The organism is Devosia oryziradicis (assembly GCF_016698645.1).
In the GTDB taxonomy this organism is placed as follows: domain Bacteria; phylum Pseudomonadota; class Alphaproteobacteria; order Rhizobiales; family Devosiaceae; genus Devosia; species Devosia oryziradicis.
The window spans coordinates 1,308,244-1,325,238 of record NZ_CP068047.1; the positions used below are offsets into that span (position 1 = coordinate 1,308,244).

The following is a 16,995-nucleotide window of genomic DNA, read 5'->3' on the forward strand; positions in this document are numbered from 1 at the left end:
ATCGGATGGATTTGCGGCGGTGGAACGTCAGGCACGTTCGCCAGGTGCTGGAAGCAGCACCGGCGTTTGCGCCCTTCCCTCCGCGCGGCACAGCCGCCGTCGCGGCGCTTCGTGCCAAGGTGGGCGAGGCGGCTCTCGCCGCGCTGCTGAAGCGTGCGGAAACCGACCTGGCCGAAGCCATCCCCGCGCTGCCGGCCGACCTCTATCTCGACTTCATGCGCACCGGCCGTCGCGAAGGTTATGAGGATGCCCAGCGACAGCGCCGCAACATGCTCTATCGGCTGACGCTCGCCGAATGGCTCGAAGGCAAGGGGCGCTTCACGGCTGCCACCGAGAATATTGCCTGGGCTCGGCTCGAGGAAACAAACTGGGCCTGGCCTGCCCATGCGCGCAACCTCGATACGCCGGATCGCCCCACGCTGGACCTGGCGGCCGCAATGACGGCGCTCGACCTGGCGGAACTGGGCTACCTGTTGGGGCAAGAGCTCTCGCCGGCGCTGCGCGCGCGGATCGGCAGCGAGATCGATCGCCGCGCCATCAGGCCGTTTCTCGAACGCAACGACATCTGGTGGCTCGGTACGACACCCGACAGGCAGGTCAACAACTGGACGGCGGTCTGCGTCGCCGGCGTGGTTGGGGCAGCGCTCTATCTCGAAACCGATCTCGATCGGCTGGCGGCGATCGTGACACGTGGCCTCCATAGCCTGGCCGACTACCTCGAAACCTTCGATAGCCAGGGCGGCTCGTCCGAGGGGCCGGATTACTGGTCCTATGGCTTTGGCAACTACGTGGTGCTGGCACATCTGCTCCATGCCCGCACGGGTGGGGCGATCGACCTGCTGGAGGGTGAGCTTGTCCGCGATATCGCCCAGTTTCCGCTGCGCACCATGCTGGCGCCCGGCCTGTGGGCGAGCTTTTCGGATTCCGACAGCAATCCGAGCTTTCATGCCGGCCTTCTGACTTACCTGGCCGAGCGCCTCGACCTGCCGGAATTGACGGGGCTGGGCACGCGAAACGACTTCATGGTCGATCACTTCAACCAGTTCGCCTGGCCCCTGCGCCAGTTCGCCTGGCCGCTACCCGAGACCAATGCGGCCTTCGCGGGCTCGCGGCACGATTGGTACCAGGACATGGCCTGGATGATCTCCCGGCTCGACCCGGCAGAGCCTGGCTCGCTGCGCCTTGCCGTCAAGGGCGGGCACAATGACGAGATGCACAACCAGAACGATGTTGGCTCGCTGATCGTGGTCAGCGGCGGCACCGTGGTGCTGACCGATCCGGGGCGCGGGCGCTATTCGAAGGCCTATTTCGGGCCGGAGCGCTACAGCAACCTGTTTGCCTCGTCGCGTGGCCATTCGGTGCCGGTCGTCAACGGCCATGAGCAGGCGGCGGGCGGGGACAAGGCGGCACGCGTGTTGCGGCATATCCATGATGGATCGCAGGACCTGCTGGAACTGGACATGACCGCGGCCTACCCGGCTGTGGCGGGACTTGAGACCCTCAAGCGCTGCGTGACGCTGGAGCGGAGCGGGGCGGGCCGTGTGCTGGTCGAGGACAGCTACGCCTTCGCGGCGGGCGAGGGGCAGTTTCAATCCGTGCTGGTAACGCCGCTGGCGGTCACGAACCAAGCCGATGCGGTGCTGATCGGAGACGCCGGTTCTGGCGTGCGCGTCGACTTCGACGCCGCCGGGCTCGACGTGTCGCTCGACCATCACCGGCAGGCGGAAAAGCAGTACCAGCCCGCCGTCGACCTAACGCGCGTGGTGTTCACCCCTCGGCAGGCCAGCCGGGAAGGACGCCTCGCCCTTGCCATCTCGCCGCTCGCATGAGCGCGGGTGCTGCTCGCTGAGCAGGACTATCGCGGCACCGGCCAGGAGGAACAGCCGGGCGCCAGATGCAAACCGCCGATGCACTCGCTTCGGCACAGGGAGGACTAGAATGAGGAAAGACAATTTCTTCGGTCTGACAGCAGCGGTGGCCATGGCGGCCATGATGGCTGCCGCCGGGCCGGCGCTGGCGCAGCAGCAGGCGCCGTCGCTCGATGAACTGGTAAGCAGCGGCGCCTTGCCGCCGGTCGCTGAACGCCTGCCGAGCAATCCGCTGGTGCTCGAGGGCGAGAGCGTCGGCAAGTATGGCGGCACCTGGCGCATGGGCCTCAATGGCGGCGGCGACAACGGCCTGATCGTCAAGACCGTGGCCTATGAGGGCCTGGTCCGTTACGACCATGAATGGAAGACCGTGCTCCCCAACCTGGCCGAGAGCTGGGAAGTCAGCCCGGATGCCAAGGAATATACGTTCAAGCTCCGCGAGGGCGTGAAGTGGTCTGACGGTACCCCGTTCACCACCGCCGATATCGCCTTTGCCGTCGAGATGTACCAGGATCCCGACTATGCAGCCGGCAGCTGGATGGACAACAAGAACAACCCGATGACCATCAAGGTCATCGATGACTTCAACTTCACGTTCATCTTCGAAAAGCCGAACGGCATGTTCCTCGAGACCATTGCCGGCGTGGATGGCATCCACGCGACATCGCTGCAAAAGAACTACTGCAGCCAGTTCCACCCCACCTACAACGAGAATGCCGAGGCAGATGCCAAGGCCGCCGGCTTCGACAGCTGGGCGCTCTACCTGCAGGATCGCTGCGCCTGGGGTTGGGAAACCATCCGCTTCGCCAATCCGGACCTGCCCTCCATCTATGCCTGGGTGATCGAGACGCCGCTGACGGCCAATGCCCAGCGCGTCACCTGGAAGCGCAATCCCTACTACTGGAAGACCGACGCCGAGGGTAACCAGCTGCCCTATATCGACAATCTGGACATGCGCGTGAGCCAGGGCGGCGTCGAAGAGCTGACCCTTGCCGCGCTCAACGGCGAAATCGACTTCCAGGAACGCCATATCGCCACCACCACCAACAAGCCGCTGTTCTTCGACGGACAGGAGGCAGGCGGCTACCATCTGGGCGAGGTGATCCCTTCGGCCTCCAATACGCTGGTACTGCAGCTCAACCTCAACCACCTCGATCCGGTCAAGCGCGAGCTCTACAACAACAAGGACTTCCGCATCGGCATTTCCCACGCCATCGACCGGCAGGAAATCATCGACGTGGTGTTCACCGGACAGGGCGAGCCCTTCCAGGTCGCGCCGCGCCCGGAATCGCAGTTCTATGACGAAGAGCTGGCCAAGCAGTACACTGAGTTCGACCCCGATGCGGCGGCCGAGCACTTTGCTGCGGCGGGCCTGACCGAGAAGAACGGCGACGGCATCTACCTGATGAGTGATGGCAACCCCGCCAAGATCACGGTGGACGTGATCTCGGCACTCCGTCCGGAATGGATCGACATGCTCGAAATCATGCAGCTGCAGCTGGCAGCGGCAGGCGTCGAGATCGAGCTCAACAATATCGACCGCACGCTGTTCTACGAGAAGCGTCCGGCCGGTGAGTTCGACGCGCAGGTCTGGGCCGGTGACGGTGGCATCGAGGCGCTGCAGGAGCCACGCTACTACTTCCCGTTCAGCGATGAATCGGTCTGGGCCTATCGCTGGGCACAGTGGTTCAACGGCACCCGGCCCGAGATTGCCGAGGAGCCGGTGGACTGGGCCAAGCAGCAGATGGACCTCTACAACCAGGTCCGTGCCGCGGGCACGCCGGAAGAGCGCGCCGACCTGTTCAACCAGATCCTTGCCATCACCAAGGAAGAGTTCCCGGTGATCGGGGTGAGCCTGATGCCGAACTCCTATTCGATCATCCGGAACAACCTCAAGAACGCGCCGGAATCCATGTTCAACGCCTGGCTGTTCCCGACCCCGGCATCGATGGATCCGCCGGTCTGGTACTTCGAATAAACGGGTTCCTCCCACCCGTTCCGTCCCCTCGCGGCGCCCTTTGGCCGCGGGGGGAACCCTAACCCCGGGGAACTGGCATCATGGTCGGCTTCATCATCAATCGTTTCATCGCCATGCTGCTGACGCTGGTGGCCGTGTCCATCGTGGCCTTCGCCATCATCCAGCTGCCGCCCGGCGACTACCTGACGAGCTATATCGCAGCGCTTTCCGCCACGGGCGACCAGGTCGACCCGCGGGTTATCGAGAACCTGCGCAACCAGTATGGGCTGGGCGAGCCCTTCCTCGTGCAATACTGGAAATGGATCACCGGCATTGTGCAGGGCAATTTCGGCCACAGCTTCGAGTGGAAGCGCCCCGTGTGGGAGCTGATCTGGGGCCGGCTCGGATACTCCATCCTGATCGAGGGCATGGCCGTGATCGTGATGTGGTTCATCGCGCTGCCCATCGGCATCTATGCGGCGGTTCGCAAATATTCGCTCGGCGATTACCTCGCCACGGTCGGCGGCTTCATTGGCCTTGCCATCCCCAATTTCTTCTTTGCGCTCATCCTGATGTACCTGGCCTATACCTGGTTCGGCACCACGATGGGCGGGCTGTTCTCGCCGCAGTTCGAAAACGCCACCTGGAGCCTGCCGCGCATCTGGGATTTCCTGGGCCATGCCTGGGCGCCGGTATTGGTGCTGGCGACGGCGGGCACGGCCGAACTCATTCGCATCCTGCGCGCCAACCTGCTCGACGAGCTCAAGAAACCCTATGTGGTCACCGCGCGCGCCAAGGGCCTGCCGGAGTGGAAGGTGGTGCTGAAATATCCCGTGCGGCTGGCGCTCAATCCGCTGGTGTCGACCATCGGCTGGCTTCTGCCTGCGCTGGTCTCGGGCTCGGTGATCGTCTCGGTGGTGATGAACCTGCCGACCGCGGGTCCGATGCTGCTGCGCTCGCTGACCACGCAGGACATGTACCTGGCCGGCGCGATCATCCTGCTGCTGAGTGTGCTCACCGTCATCGGTACGCTGATCTCGGACATTCTCCTCGCGCTCATTGATCCGCGCATCCGCTACGGGAGCAGGTGATGGCCGTGGATACGATGAGCACGCCCACGATGGTTTCCCCCGCACAGACCAAGCGCAGCCGCGAGAGCCAGTTCGGCCTGATGTGGCGACGGTTCAAGCGGCACCGGCTGGCGCTGGTGAGCTTGTGGATCGTCGGGCTGTTTTACCTCGTGGCGCTGCTGGCCGAATTCATCGCGCCGGTCGACCCATCGGACTACAGCGCGCGCTATACCTATGCGCCGCCGCAGGGCCTGCATTTCCTGGCCCAGAACGAGGATGGCGGCTGGGAGTTCGGGCCCTTCGTCTATGGCTACAAAACCGAAATCGACCCGGTGGCGTTGCGGCGGACATTCGTGATCGACGAGACCGTAAGACTGCCGGTGCAGTTCTTTGCCGAGAGCGAGCCCTACATGCTGGCCGGCATCATCCCCATGTCGATCAAGCTGATGGGCGTCGAAAACCCGCGCGACCCCTTCTACATCCTGGGCGCCGACCGGCTGGGTCGCGACCTGCTGAGCCGGTTGATCCATGGCACGCGCATTTCGCTCTCCATCGGCTTGGCCGGCGTAACGCTGAGCCTGTTCTTCGGCATCATTATCGGCGGCTTTGCCGGCTATTACGGCGGCTGGTTCGATACAGGCGTGATGCGCGTGGTCGAATTCATCCGCTCGATGCCGACCATTCCGCTGTGGCTGGGCCTGGCCGCGGCCATGCCCAAGGACTGGAGCGCGCTCCAAACCTATTTTGCGATCACGCTGATCCTCAGCCTCATCGGCTGGACCGAACTGGCGCGCGTGGTGCGGGGACGGTTCCTCAGCCTCAGAACCGAGGATTTCGTCACTGCGGCGCAGCTCGATGGGGCCAGCGACTGGCGCATCATAACGCGGCACATGGTGCCCAGCTTCATGAGCCACATCATCGCCGCGGCGACGCTGGCCATTCCCGGGATGATCCTGGCGGAGACGGCGCTGAGCTTCCTGGGGCTTGGCCTGCAGGCGCCGATCGTCAGCTGGGGCACGCTGCTGCAGGACGCGCAGAATATCCGCACGCTGGCCACTGCCCCCTGGTTGCTGCTGCCGGGCGTATGCGTGGTGGTGGTCATCCTATCCATGAACTTCTTCGGCGACGGGCTGCGCGACGCGGCCGATCCACATGGGCGGTAGTTCGATGTTCCGTTTCCCGATTTCAGAGGTCTGCACATGACCCAGCCCATCCTTGTTATCAAGGACATGTCGATCGTGTTCTCCTCCCCCGATGAAGCCGATATCGAAGCGGTGCGGCAGGTCGATCTCACCCTGACGCCGGGCAAGACGCTGGCGCTGGTGGGCGAGAGCGGTTGCGGCAAGTCGGTGACGGCGCGCGCCGTGCTGCGGCTGCTCGATCGCAATGCCAATATTCCGCGCGGCTCGATCCTGTTCCAGCCCGAAGGCGAGGCGGCGACCGATATTGCCAGGCTCAAGCAGGACAGCCTGCCGCTGCGGGCGATCCGCGGCAACCAGATCTCGATGATCTTCCAGGAGCCGATGAGCTCGCTCTCGCCGGTGCACACGATCGGCGACCAGATCGACGAGATGATGATCCTGCATGAGGGGCTGAGGCCCAAGCAGGCGCGCGAGCGCACGGTGGCTTTGCTCGACCAGGTCGGCATTCCCGGGGCGCGGCAGCGGGCGGATGCCTATCCGTTCGAGCTCAGCGGCGGGTTGCGGCAGCGGGCGATGATCGCCATGGCGCTGGCCTGTACGCCGCAATTGCTGATCGCGGATGAGCCGACGACGGCGCTGGATGTCACCACGCAAGCGCAGATCCTGGACCTCTTGCGGCAATTGCAGTCCGATTTCGGCATGGCCATGCTGTTCATCACCCATGACCTGGGGGTGGTGGCCGAAATCGCCGACGAGGTGGCGGTGATGTATCTGGGCGATGTGGTGGAGCAGGGCAGCGTCTATGACGTCTTCGCCCGGCCGAGCCACCCCTATACGCAGGCGCTGATGAGCTCCATCCCCAAGATGGCGCGTAAGGCGGAGCGGGTGCGGCTGTCGCCGATCAAGGGCACGGTGCCGGCGCCCAAGGACAGGCCGGTGGGCTGCGCTTTCACCAGCCGCTGCCCCTATGCGTTCGAGCCCTGCGCTACGATCAGGCCGGAACGGACAGAGGTAGGTGGAGGGCACCATGCGCGGTGCCATCTGCTGACGCGGCAACCCGTGGAGGCCGTGGCATGAGCAGGCTGCTGACCGTGGAGAACCTCTCCAAGCACTATACTTTGGGCAATGGCTGGTTCGGGCCGGAGCGGCGGCTGGATGCGCTGACCGACATCAACCTCACCGTCGAGGCCGGCGAAACGCTGGCCATTGTCGGCGAGAGCGGCTGCGGCAAGACCACGCTGGGGCGCTGCATCATCAAGGCGCAGCCGGCCAGCGCGGGCAGGGTCGTTTATCACCCCAAATCGGGTGGCGATGTCGAGCTGACGGCGCTGAGCAAGCGCGAGATCAAGCCGTGGCGGCAGGATATCCGCATGATCTTCCAGGATCCGATGAGTTCGCTGAACCCCAATATGCGGGTGTTCGATATCGTCGCCGAGCCACTGCGCATCCACAAGATCTGCAAGGGTCGCGAACTGGAAGAGCGGGTGATCTCGACGCTGGAAAAGGTCGGCATTCCAGCCGAGGCGGTGGGGCGCTATCCGCATGCCTTTTCCGGCGGACAACGGCAGCGCATCGGCATTGCCCGGGCGCTGGTGCTCGACCCCAAGCTGGTGATTGCCGACGAAGCGGTTTCGGCGCTGGACGTTTCGATCCAGGCGCAGGTGCTGAACCTGCTCGAAGACCTCAAGGCTGAATTTGGGCTGACCTACATTTTCATCAGCCACGACCTGGGGGTGGTCAACTACATCGCCGACCGCGTGGTGGTGATGTATCTGGGACATGTGGTGGAGAACGCGCCCACCGAGATGCTGTTCGAGCGGCCGCGCCATCCCTATACCGAGTTGCTGCTCGAAGCGCTGCCGATCGCCGATCCGCTGCGGCGCAAGGGTCGCAGGACCGAAGTGCGGGGCGAGATTCCCTATCTCGGCAATCGCCCGGTCGGCTGCCCGTTTCATACGCGCTGCCGGTATGCGCAAGACATCTGCCGCAGCCAGAAGCCCGCGCTTCGCCCCGTGAACGGGACGGCGCAAGAGGCAGCCTGCCATTTCGCCGAAACACTCGATCTGAAGGGCGCCTATGAAGATGCGCCTGCAAAGGAATTTGCCTGAGATGACCTATGATCCCGTGACGGCCAATCCGCTGCATGGCAATCCGCTGAGGACACGCGCCGACGTGGAGAAGGCGCTGCATGATCTGTTCAACCCGCTGCTGCCATTCTTCTCGGAGGGCGGTGCGCGCGTGCGGCTCGACGGTGCCGCGGCGCATTTCGACCGGGCGGCAGCGGACCTCGAAGGCTTTGCCCGACCACTCTGGGGCGTGACGCCGCTGGCGGCGGGGGGCGGCGCGTTCGACCACTGGGAGCTCTACCGGCGCGGGCTGGCCAATGGCACCGACCCCGATCACCCCGAATATTGGGGACAGGTGAATTCGACCGACCAGCGCATGGTCGAACTGGCTGCCATCGGCTTTACCATGCGCCTCCTGCCGCATCTGGTGTGGGAGCCGCTTGAGCAGAGGGCCAAGGATAATCTGGCGGCCTATCTCAAACATGCGCGCCAGTTCGACTTCGCCGACAATAACTGGAAATTCTTCCGCATCCTGGTCGATCTGGGACTGCAGGAATGCGGCGTCGAGTTCGACCGGTCGCTGACCGAAAAGTATCTCGGGGAGCTCGACGGCTTCTATCTGGGCGATGGCTGGTATCGCGACGGCAACATAAGGCGGATCGACCACTACATCCCCTTCGCCATGCATTTCTATGGGCTGATCTACGCCAAGCTGGCGCGCGGCGACGACAAGCGGGTCGCGGCCTACAAGGAACGGGCCCGGCTTTTTGCCAAGGACATCCGGCACTGGTTCGACGAGGATGGCGGTACGCTGGCCTTCGGGCGGAGCCTCACCTATCGCTTCGCCTGCGGTGGCTTCTGGGGCGCGCTGGCCTTTGCCGACGTCGAAGCGCTGCCCTGGGGCGAGATCAAGGGCCAGTTCATGCGGCACCTGCGCTGGTGGGCGGACAAGCCCATGGCCAACCGCGACGGCATCCTGTCCATCGGCTATGGCTACCCCAATCTCTTCATGTCGGAGAGCTATAACTCGGCGGGTTCGCCCTATTGGGCGCTTAAGGCCTTCCTGCCGCTGGCGCTGCCGGATGATCACCCGTTCTGGACGGCCGAGGAAGCCCCGGCAGTCACCAGCCATGAGCCGGTGCCGCTGAGGCATCCCGGCATGGTGATGATGCACACCGACCGCAATGTGGTCGCGCTCGCCAGCGGCCAGCAGAACTGGCAGATGCGCCACGGCACGGAGAAATACGCCAAGTTCGTCTATGCCAGCCGCTATGGTTTTTCAGTCGAAGCCGACGAGCGGGCCTATCACCAGGGCGCCTTCGACGGGGCGCTGGCCTTCTCGGATGACGGACGACACTACCGCGTGCGCGAAACCAATGAAGTCGCCCGGATCGCTGGAAACACGCTGTTCGGCCGCTGGAAGCCGTGGAGCGATGTCGACGTCGAGACCTGGCTGATCCCGGCCAATCCCTGGCATATCAGGGTGCATCGGATCACCACGCCAAGGGCGCTGCATGCAACCGAGGGCGGCTTTGCGATCGGGCGGGCCGATATGAATGCCGACACCTATATCGACGAGATCGGGCGGGCTGTGGCCAAGAGCAAGACCGATGTCAGCGCCATCATCGATCTTGGCGGGCTGCGCGAGGGCCGGGCGCACCGGGCCTTGCCGAACACCAACCTGATTGTCTCCAAGACCATCGTGCCGCAATTGCGCGGGGAGATTGCCGCGGGAACGACCGTGTTGGTCACTGCCGCCATGGCGCTGCCGGCTGGCCCTTCGGCCGAAGCGGCCCTGGGCAGGGTGCCGCAGGCGCCCGATATTGCCGATCTCGAAGCCCTGTTTGCCCGCGAGGGCGTGGATGTCAGCGCCATCCTGGTGCCGGAGCGGTTCTGATGCGACCCAAACTCGCCTTCGCCATGGCGGCGGACAAGACCCGGCACGTATTCGATGCGCAAGCCCTGGCGCGCCTGGGGCACAGCTGCGACATCGTGCGAGCCGAGCCACTGGAAGACCTCTCGAGTCCGGAGGCTCGTGCCGTGCTCGGCGAGATCGACATCCTGGTGACCGGCTGGGGTTGCCCGGTGGTGACGGCGCAGGTCGTGCAATCGGCGCCCAGGCTCAAGCTCATCGCCCATGCGGCCGGCACGGTGAAGTTCACGCTGGACCATGCGGTCTATGATGCAGGCATTCGCGTTACGCATGCGGCCGACGCCAATGCGGTGCCGGTGGCCGAATTCACCCTGGCGTCGATCATCTTTGCCAACAAGCGGGTATTCGAGCTGCGCGACCGCTATCGGACCGATCCGGGGCGGCGCAGCAGCTACGCATTGATGGATGAGCCGATCGGCAACTATCACCGGACCATCGGCCTGGTGGGTGCGTCGCGCATCGGCCGCAAGGTCGCCCGGCTGCTGCGGGGGTTCGACTTCACCGTGCTGATCTGCGACCCGTTCGTGCGCCCGGGCGATCCCGTGCTCGAGCGTGCCGAACTGGTTGACCTCGACAGCCTGATGGCACGCTCCGATGTGGTTTCAATCCACGCGCCATCGCTGCCCTCGACGCGGGCGATGATCGGGGCGAGCCAGCTGGGCCTCATGCGCGACGGCGCTGCCTTCATCAACACGGCGCGCGGCGCGCTGGTCGATGAAGCGGCGCTGGTGGCCGAACTGCAGACCGGCCGCATCCACGCGGTCATCGACGTGACGGACCCCGAGATTCCCGCGGCGGGGTCGCCGCTCTATACTCTGCCCAACGTGTTCCTGACGCCCCATGTTGCCGGAGCGGTGGGCACCGAGCGGCTGCGGTTGGGCGAGATGGCCATCGAGGAGATCGAACGCTTCGTCGCGGGGGTACCGATGGAATTCGAGATCGAACCGGCGTTGTTGGAGAGATTGGCTTGAAGGATGATGGCCTTGATCCGGCCTCATCCACCGGCCGGCACCTCCCCCTCAAGGGGGGAGGTTGGGAGGGGGTGTTGAGAGCCCTGATATCGGGGCCAAACGCCCCCACCCTTGATCCCTCCTCACAAGGGGGAGGGTGTCGACTGAGGCATTTGCGCTGGTGAAGATGAAACCGCATATCGCTGAAAACCCGCAGGTCACCGTCGATGCCGAACACGAAGCCCGCTTGCAATTCCTGACCTGGGATCGGACGCAGGCCGACATCGATGCGCCAGAGCATCGGGCCCGGCAGGCGCACTGGACCGAGGTTGCCGGGGCGCGTTTTCATCCGACTGCCTATGTGGCCGCGGAGGCGGCGATCTTCACCACGCATCTGGTGCTGGGTGAGGCGAGCTGGATTGCCGGGCATGCGCTGGTGCGCGGCGATGTGGAATTCGGGGCGCATTGCACGGTCAACCCGTATGCGATGATTTCGGGTAAGGTGCGCTGCGGCGATGGCGTGCGGATCGCCAGCCATGTGTCGATCGTCGGGTTCAACCACGGGTTCGACGACCCCAACATGCCTATACACAAGCAGAAGCACGAGACGCTGGGCATCACCATCGAGGACGATGTGTGGATCGGCGCCAATGCGGTGGTGCTCGATGGGGTGACGGTGGGCAAGGGCGCGGTGATTGCCGCGGGGGCGGTGGTCAGCAAGGACGTGCCGCCCCTGGCCATTGTCGGCGGCGTGCCCGCGAAGGTGGTGCGTTATCGGGGGCAATCGGCTCGCGGCGACGCTGTAAGTTCGCTGGGGCGCCTGGGCGGGGCCGCGGCGGCGCAATGGCCGGAGGTGCTGGCGCGGCATCGGGACGGCGACGCCTATGTATCGCGTGAGGCTGATGGAACAGTGCGCCGCAGTGCGCGGCATCGCAACGACGCGATCGAGATTGCGGCCGGGTTCGGCGCAGTGCCCGAAGGCTTGGATGTGGAGGCGACGCTGGCAGAACTGCGGGCGATGCAGGATCCGGTGACCGGCCTTTTCCCCGATCCACATCGGCCGCCGGCCGCCAGACAGGCCATGCGCGACGATGGCCTGGCGCTCTACAACGTGCTGTCGGTCGGCTATGCCATCGAGGTGCTGGGCGGACAGCCGCGGCACCCAGTTGCCGCGGTGGAGCTTGAGGCGACCGCGCTATGCGACTGGCTTGAGGGCCTGACCTGGCGCGAGCGGGCCTGGAGCGCAGGCGCGGCGGTGGATGCCATCGGCACCGCGCTCTACTACAACGCGCGGTATTTTACGACCGGTCGAGCGCGGGAGACGCTGTTCGGGTGGCTGGCACTGAAACAGGATCGGGCGACTGGGCTCTGGGGTTCGCCCACTGCCGACGAGGGGCTGCTGCAGCCGGTCAACGGCTTTTATCGCTTGACCCGCGGGACCTATGCGCAGTTCGGGCTGCCGGTGCCCAATGCCGAGCGGGCGATCGACTCGGTGCTGCTGAACTATCGCAATTATGGCGGGTTTTCGGGTCCCACCTACACGGCCTGCAACCTGCTCGACACCATCCATCCCCTGCTGCTCTGCCTGCGGCAGACTGATTATCGGCGGGCGGAAGCCGAGGCGATTGCTCGGGCGGTGATCGCGCGGGCGGAAGAACGCTGGGTGCCGGGGCAGGGCTTTGCTTTTGCCGATGGGCAGGAGCCGAGCTTGCAGGGGACCGAAATGTGGCTCTCGGTGGTGCACCTGGCGGCCGAGCTGCTGGGGATCGCCGGCGAGTTTGCGTTCGTGCCCAAGGGGGTGCACCGAACCCAGGCGGTAGGGCTAGGACTATGAAGCAGGCACTCGTGGTCTGGGGCGGCATGGAGCTGCATACGCCCGAGCGGAGCGCCCATGTGGTGCGTGAGCTGCTCGAGCCGGAGGGCTTTGCGGTCACGGTGACTAACGGCTACGAGGCTCTGGGCGCGGAAGATGTCGGCCGTTACGACCTTGTCGTGCCCGTTATTACCGATGGCGTGGCGCCCGATGGCATTGGCAACCTGGTCGATGCCGTGCGGGCTGGGACCGGGCTGGCGGGGTTCCATATGGGCCTGGCGACGACGTTCCGCGCCTGCGTGCCGTTCCGCTACATGGCGGGGGTCTATTGGGTGCAGCATCCGGGCAATATCATCAGCTACGGGGTGGATGTCCGCGAGAGCGAGCTGCTGGCCGGGATCGGCAGTTTCGAGCACCGTAGCGAGCAGTATTACCTCAACTTCGACCCGGCCGTGGACGTGCATGCGACGACGGTGTTTTCGGGCGAGTTCCACCCGTGGCGGAAAGACGTGGTGATGCCCGTCGTGTTCACCACGACGCATGATCGGGGGCGGGTATTCTACTCGTCGCTGGGGCATACGGCAGATGAGCTGGTCGGGCCGGTGCGGGAAATCCTGCGGCGCGGGCTGGTCTGGGCGGCGCGGTAGCCCTAGGCGGCCATCCTTCGCTACTGCTGCTGCGCCGCTTCGGCCTGCCGTCGCAGGACTTCGGATTCCGGCAGGGCGTTGGCGTAGCCCAGTTCTCTGATAGCGCGGGCCCAGAAGGCGGGATGGGCCCGGTCGAGCAAAGCGGGCTCGGTCGGGGTGAGCGACAGGGACTGCGCCGTGGGGCCGTCGAGGTAGAGCACCACGTTCTGGCGGTACCAGGCCGGGATGGCGTCGTCGGTCCAGATGGCCGGGCGGATCACGTCATGAGCCGCGTAGCCATGGGTGGCGAAGTGCTGGGCCCACCAGCTGTGCCACTGCTCGTTGAGATGGCCGACGCCGCCCTGTCCGGGAATGGCGGCGCTGAAGAGGATCGCCGGGGCGAGGGCGACGAGATCGGCGACGAAGCTCTCGGCACGGGCCGGCGAAAGATGTTCGGCCACTTCGAGCGAGATGGCCAGGTCGACGCGCGGGCCGGTGAATCTCTGTTCCAGATCCTGCGGGGCGAAGGCAATCCTGGCATCGTCGAGCATGTCGGGGGTGACCCAGGTTCCCTCGATGCCAAAGGCCGCAGTGGCGCCCAGTTCGAGCGCCGCGGCCAGCCAGGTGCCGGTGCCGCAACCGATATCGGCGATGGTGCGCCGGGGCAGGGCCGCGGGCAGGGTATCGAGAATGCGCCGCGCGGCGTGGGCGGTGTGGGCGCGACGGTGCTGGTAGAAATCGGCAGGGTAGAGCGAGGCGGTCATGGCGGGCTCGGAAGGGTCGGCGGGGAGTCTATGCGGGCACCCGGCCCGTGGCCAGCATAGATTCTTTCCGGGCCGGAACCTCGCGGGGGGATAGCCGTTCATGGGGCAGCGTCCTACCCCTCACCGGAGACAGAACCATGGCTAGCGAAAAGACCCTCGACGACCTGTTCCTCGATACGCTCAAGGACATCTATTACGCTGAAAAGCAGATCCTCAAGGCCCTTCCGAAAATGGCGAAGGCCGCGAGCTCTCCGGAACTCAAGGCCGGCTTCGAACAGCACCAGGAAGAAACCCAGGGCCAGATCGAGCGCCTTGAGCAGGTGTTCGAGTTGATCGGCAAGCCGGCTCGCGGCAAGACCTGCGATGCCATCCTCGGCATTCTCGAGGAAGGCAAGGAGATCATGGAAGAATTCAAGGGCACCGTCGCCCTCGATGCCGGCCTGGTCTCGGCGGCGCAGGCCGTGGAGCACTATGAAATCGCGCGCTATGGCACCCTCAAGACCTGGGCCAACCAGCTTGGCATGAAGGATGCCGTCGCCCTGTTCGACGCCACCCTCCAGGAAGAGGTGGCAACCGACAAGAAGCTGAGCCAGGTCGCCACGGCCAACGTGAACCAGAAGGCCGCCTAGTTCCCTCAGGGCGCGGGGGTGACCCGCGCCCAACCTCGAAGCGCGTGCCATGCGGAAAAATTCTCAGGTGGCCGACCGCATTCGGCAGACAGCCTATTTCCTGTGGGAGCAGGATGGCCGCCCAGAGGGGCGCGCCTTCCACTACTGGGTCACGGCCAAGGAAATGCTGCTGCGCGAGCTGGCCTATGACAAATGGCTGGCCGAGGGTACGCCGGTCGACCGCGCCGAGGAAATCTGGCGCGAGGCTGCGCAGGAACTCGAGGCCGAGAAATGAAGACGGGCCCCGCGGGGCCCGTTTTATTGTTGGAGCAAGCCACGATCAGTCCTTGGCGCGCTCGACGTAGGAGTTGTCCTCGGTGAGGATGACGATGCGGGTGCCGACGCCGATATGGGGGGGTACCATGACCTTGAGGCCATTGTTGAGCACGGCAGGCTTGTAGGACGAGGAGGCCGTCTGGCCCTTCACGACCGGCTCGGTTTCCACGATCTCGAAGGTGAGGCGCTGCGGCAGCTCCATGGCGATGGCATTGCCTTCGAAGGTCTTGAGATACACCTTCATGCCGTCGGTCAGATAGGCCTTCTGGTCGCCGACGACGTCGTCGGACACAACAAGCTGCTCATAGCTGACCGGTTCCATGAAGTGGTGGCCCTCGCCATCGGAATAGAGGTAGTCGTATTCGCGCTCGTCGACATCGGCCTTCTCGACCATTTCGACCGTGCGCCAGCGGCCGATGACCTTCACGCCGTCGGAAATGCGACGCATGTTGACGTTGGTGACCGAGTTGCCCTTGCCGGGGTGGACGTTTTCGGCCGTCAGGATGACGTGCAGGTTGCCGTCCTGCTCGACGACGTTGCCCTTGCGCAGCGAAGAGGCGATGACCTTGACCATTATTCTTCCTTGTTCAATCGAGTGGCGCGTCGTAGAGGCAGGGCCGTCGCGGGCGCCGAAAGAGCTATTCGGTGCGCCAACTACCCTATCTGGACAAAATTCGCCAGCCCGGCCGTCACAAAGGTCACATGAGCTCGTTTGAAACCAAGCCATCGCCCTGGTGGGCGCCAGAGGTTCACCTGGACCGCCGGCCTATCCTGCTGGCGCGCGGGCGGATCGAAGCGCGCATGCGGGATTACCTTGGCGAGAATGATTTCCTGATGGTCGACCCGCCCGGCCTGCAGCGCTCGCCCGGCAACGAGACACATCTGCATGCCTTTGGCACCGTCATGATCGGCAACGACGGTGAAGGGCAGGCGATGTACCTGCACACCTCGCCCGAATTCACCATGAAGAAGCTGCTGGCCGCGGGGGAGCGGCGGATCGCAAGCCTGCAGCATGTGTGGCGCAATCGGGAGCGCAGCGCACTACATCACCCCGAATTCACCATGCTCGAATGGTATCGGGTGGGCGAGCCCTATGATGCCGTCATTGCCGACTGCGTGGCGCTGCTGCGCGTCGCAGCGGAGACGACGGGCGTTAAAGCGCTGCGATTCAGGGACCGGGAATGCGATCCCTTTATCGAGCCGGAGCGGATCGGCGTCGTGGAGGCCTTCATGCGCCATGCGGGCATCGACCTGCTGGCGAGCATGGATGAGGAGGGCGTGCCGGATGGAGAAAAGCTGGCAGAACAGATGCTGGCGCTCGATATGGCGGTGCCTGAGGATCGGAGCTGGAGTTACCTCTTCAGCCTGGTGCTGACCGACAAGGTGGAGCCCAACCTGGGCATGGGGCGGATCACGGTGCTCGATCGTTACCCGGCGGCAGAGGCGGCGCTGGCGCGGCGGACGGCGGATGACCGGCGGCTGGCTGAGCGGTTCGAGCTCTATGCCTGCGGGGTGGAAATGGCCAATGGCTTCGGCGAATTGACCGACGCTGATGAGCAGCGGCGCAGGTTTGCGGCCGAGATGAACGAGAAACAACGGATTTACGGGGAGCGCTATCCCCTCGATGAGGACTTCCTGGCAGCGCTGGCGATGATGCCCGCGGCGAGCGGAGTGGCGCTGGGTTTCGACCGCTTGGTGATGCTGGCAACCGGTGCGCCGAGGATTGAGGCGGTGCTGTGGGCACCGGTGGCCGAATGAGATTCTTGCCGCCCCTCTACCGGCCGTCACCCTCGGGCCTGACCCGAGGGGTCTTTAATTGGGGCGGCGTTGGTAAGTGCAGAGCCCTCGGGTCAAGCCCCAGG

At 64.8% G+C, this 16,995-nt stretch carries 15 protein-coding genes; 13 read left to right on the forward strand and 2 right to left on the reverse strand.

The window, feature by feature from the left end; all coding sequences use genetic code 11:
• Positions 1-5 precede the first annotated feature (5 nt).
• The 10 genes from JI749_RS06635 (at position 6) to JI749_RS06680 (ending at position 13,446) form a co-directional block, all read left to right on the forward strand.
• Positions 6-1,829 (forward strand): heparinase II/III domain-containing protein, encoded by a 1,824-nt coding sequence (locus tag JI749_RS06635; protein WP_201661137.1) that lies wholly within the window; start codon positions 6-8, stop codon positions 1,827-1,829.
• 109 nt (positions 1,830-1,938) lie between these two features.
• Complete coding sequence (locus tag JI749_RS06640; protein ID WP_201661140.1) at positions 1,939-3,846, forward strand: ABC transporter substrate-binding protein; 1,908 nt, start codon at positions 1,939-1,941, stop codon at positions 3,844-3,846.
• 80 nt (positions 3,847-3,926) lie between these two features.
• Positions 3,927-4,916, forward strand: a complete 990-nt coding sequence (locus tag JI749_RS06645) for an ABC transporter permease (RefSeq protein ID WP_201661144.1) — start codon at positions 3,927-3,929, stop codon at positions 4,914-4,916.
• Positions 4,916-6,058 (forward strand): ABC transporter permease, encoded by a 1,143-nt coding sequence (locus JI749_RS06650; RefSeq protein WP_211200661.1) that lies wholly within the window; start codon positions 4,916-4,918, stop codon positions 6,056-6,058. The genes JI749_RS06645 and JI749_RS06650 overlap by 1 nt, the downstream gene beginning before the upstream one ends.
• A 36-nt stretch (positions 6,059-6,094) precedes the next feature.
• Positions 6,095-7,114 (forward strand): ABC transporter ATP-binding protein, encoded by a 1,020-nt coding sequence (locus JI749_RS06655; protein WP_201661147.1) that lies wholly within the window; start codon positions 6,095-6,097, stop codon positions 7,112-7,114.
• On the forward strand, positions 7,111-8,145 hold the full coding sequence (locus JI749_RS06660; RefSeq protein WP_201661166.1) for an ABC transporter ATP-binding protein: 1,035 nt from the start codon (positions 7,111-7,113) through the stop codon (positions 8,143-8,145). Before JI749_RS06655 ends, JI749_RS06660 begins: the two co-directional genes overlap by 4 nt.
• A 1-nt stretch (position 8,146) precedes the next feature.
• Complete coding sequence (locus JI749_RS06665) at positions 8,147-10,000, forward strand: DUF2264 domain-containing protein (RefSeq protein WP_201661170.1); 1,854 nt, start codon at positions 8,147-8,149, stop codon at positions 9,998-10,000.
• The gene (locus JI749_RS06670; RefSeq protein ID WP_201662631.1) at positions 9,997-11,007 is read left to right on the forward strand and encodes a hydroxyacid dehydrogenase; all 1,011 of its coding nucleotides are present in this window, start codon (positions 9,997-9,999) and stop codon (positions 11,005-11,007) included. Before JI749_RS06665 ends, JI749_RS06670 begins: the two co-directional genes overlap by 4 nt.
• A 166-nt stretch (positions 11,008-11,173) precedes the next feature.
• Positions 11,174-12,820, forward strand: coding sequence for an acyltransferase (locus tag JI749_RS06675; protein WP_201662634.1), 1,647 nt, complete (start codon positions 11,174-11,176; stop codon positions 12,818-12,820).
• Positions 12,817-13,446, forward strand: a complete 630-nt coding sequence (locus JI749_RS06680; RefSeq protein ID WP_201661173.1) for a ThuA domain-containing protein — start codon at positions 12,817-12,819, stop codon at positions 13,444-13,446. Before JI749_RS06675 ends, JI749_RS06680 begins: the two co-directional genes overlap by 4 nt.
• Before the next feature lie 20 nt (positions 13,447-13,466).
• Here the strand turns inward: JI749_RS06680 and JI749_RS06685 are convergent, their stop codons facing one another.
• Positions 13,467-14,189: a class I SAM-dependent methyltransferase gene (locus tag JI749_RS06685; RefSeq protein WP_201661176.1), complete on the reverse strand. Its 723-nt coding sequence runs from the start codon at positions 14,187-14,189 to the stop codon at positions 13,467-13,469.
• A gap of 137 nt (positions 14,190-14,326) precedes the next feature.
• Between JI749_RS06685 and JI749_RS06690 the strand changes: the two genes are divergently transcribed.
• Both JI749_RS06690 and JI749_RS06695 read left to right on the forward strand, forming a co-directional pair.
• Positions 14,327-14,818, forward strand: coding sequence for a YciE/YciF ferroxidase family protein (locus JI749_RS06690; RefSeq protein WP_201661179.1), 492 nt, complete (start codon positions 14,327-14,329; stop codon positions 14,816-14,818).
• A 49-nt stretch (positions 14,819-14,867) separates the two neighbouring features.
• The gene (locus JI749_RS06695) at positions 14,868-15,092 is read left to right on the forward strand and encodes a DUF2934 domain-containing protein (protein ID WP_201662637.1); all 225 of its coding nucleotides are present in this window, start codon (positions 14,868-14,870) and stop codon (positions 15,090-15,092) included.
• Positions 15,093-15,137: 45 nt separating this feature from the next.
• Here the strand turns inward: JI749_RS06695 and efp are convergent, their stop codons facing one another.
• Complete coding sequence (efp, locus tag JI749_RS06700) at positions 15,138-15,707, reverse strand: elongation factor P (protein ID WP_201661182.1); 570 nt, start codon at positions 15,705-15,707, stop codon at positions 15,138-15,140.
• A gap of 128 nt (positions 15,708-15,835) precedes the next feature.
• On the opposite strand from efp, the gene epmA reads away from it, so the two are divergent.
• On the forward strand, positions 15,836-16,891 hold the full coding sequence (gene epmA, locus JI749_RS06705) for an EF-P lysine aminoacylase EpmA (RefSeq protein ID WP_201661185.1): 1,056 nt from the start codon (positions 15,836-15,838) through the stop codon (positions 16,889-16,891).
• Positions 16,892-16,995: the final 104 nt, after the last annotated feature.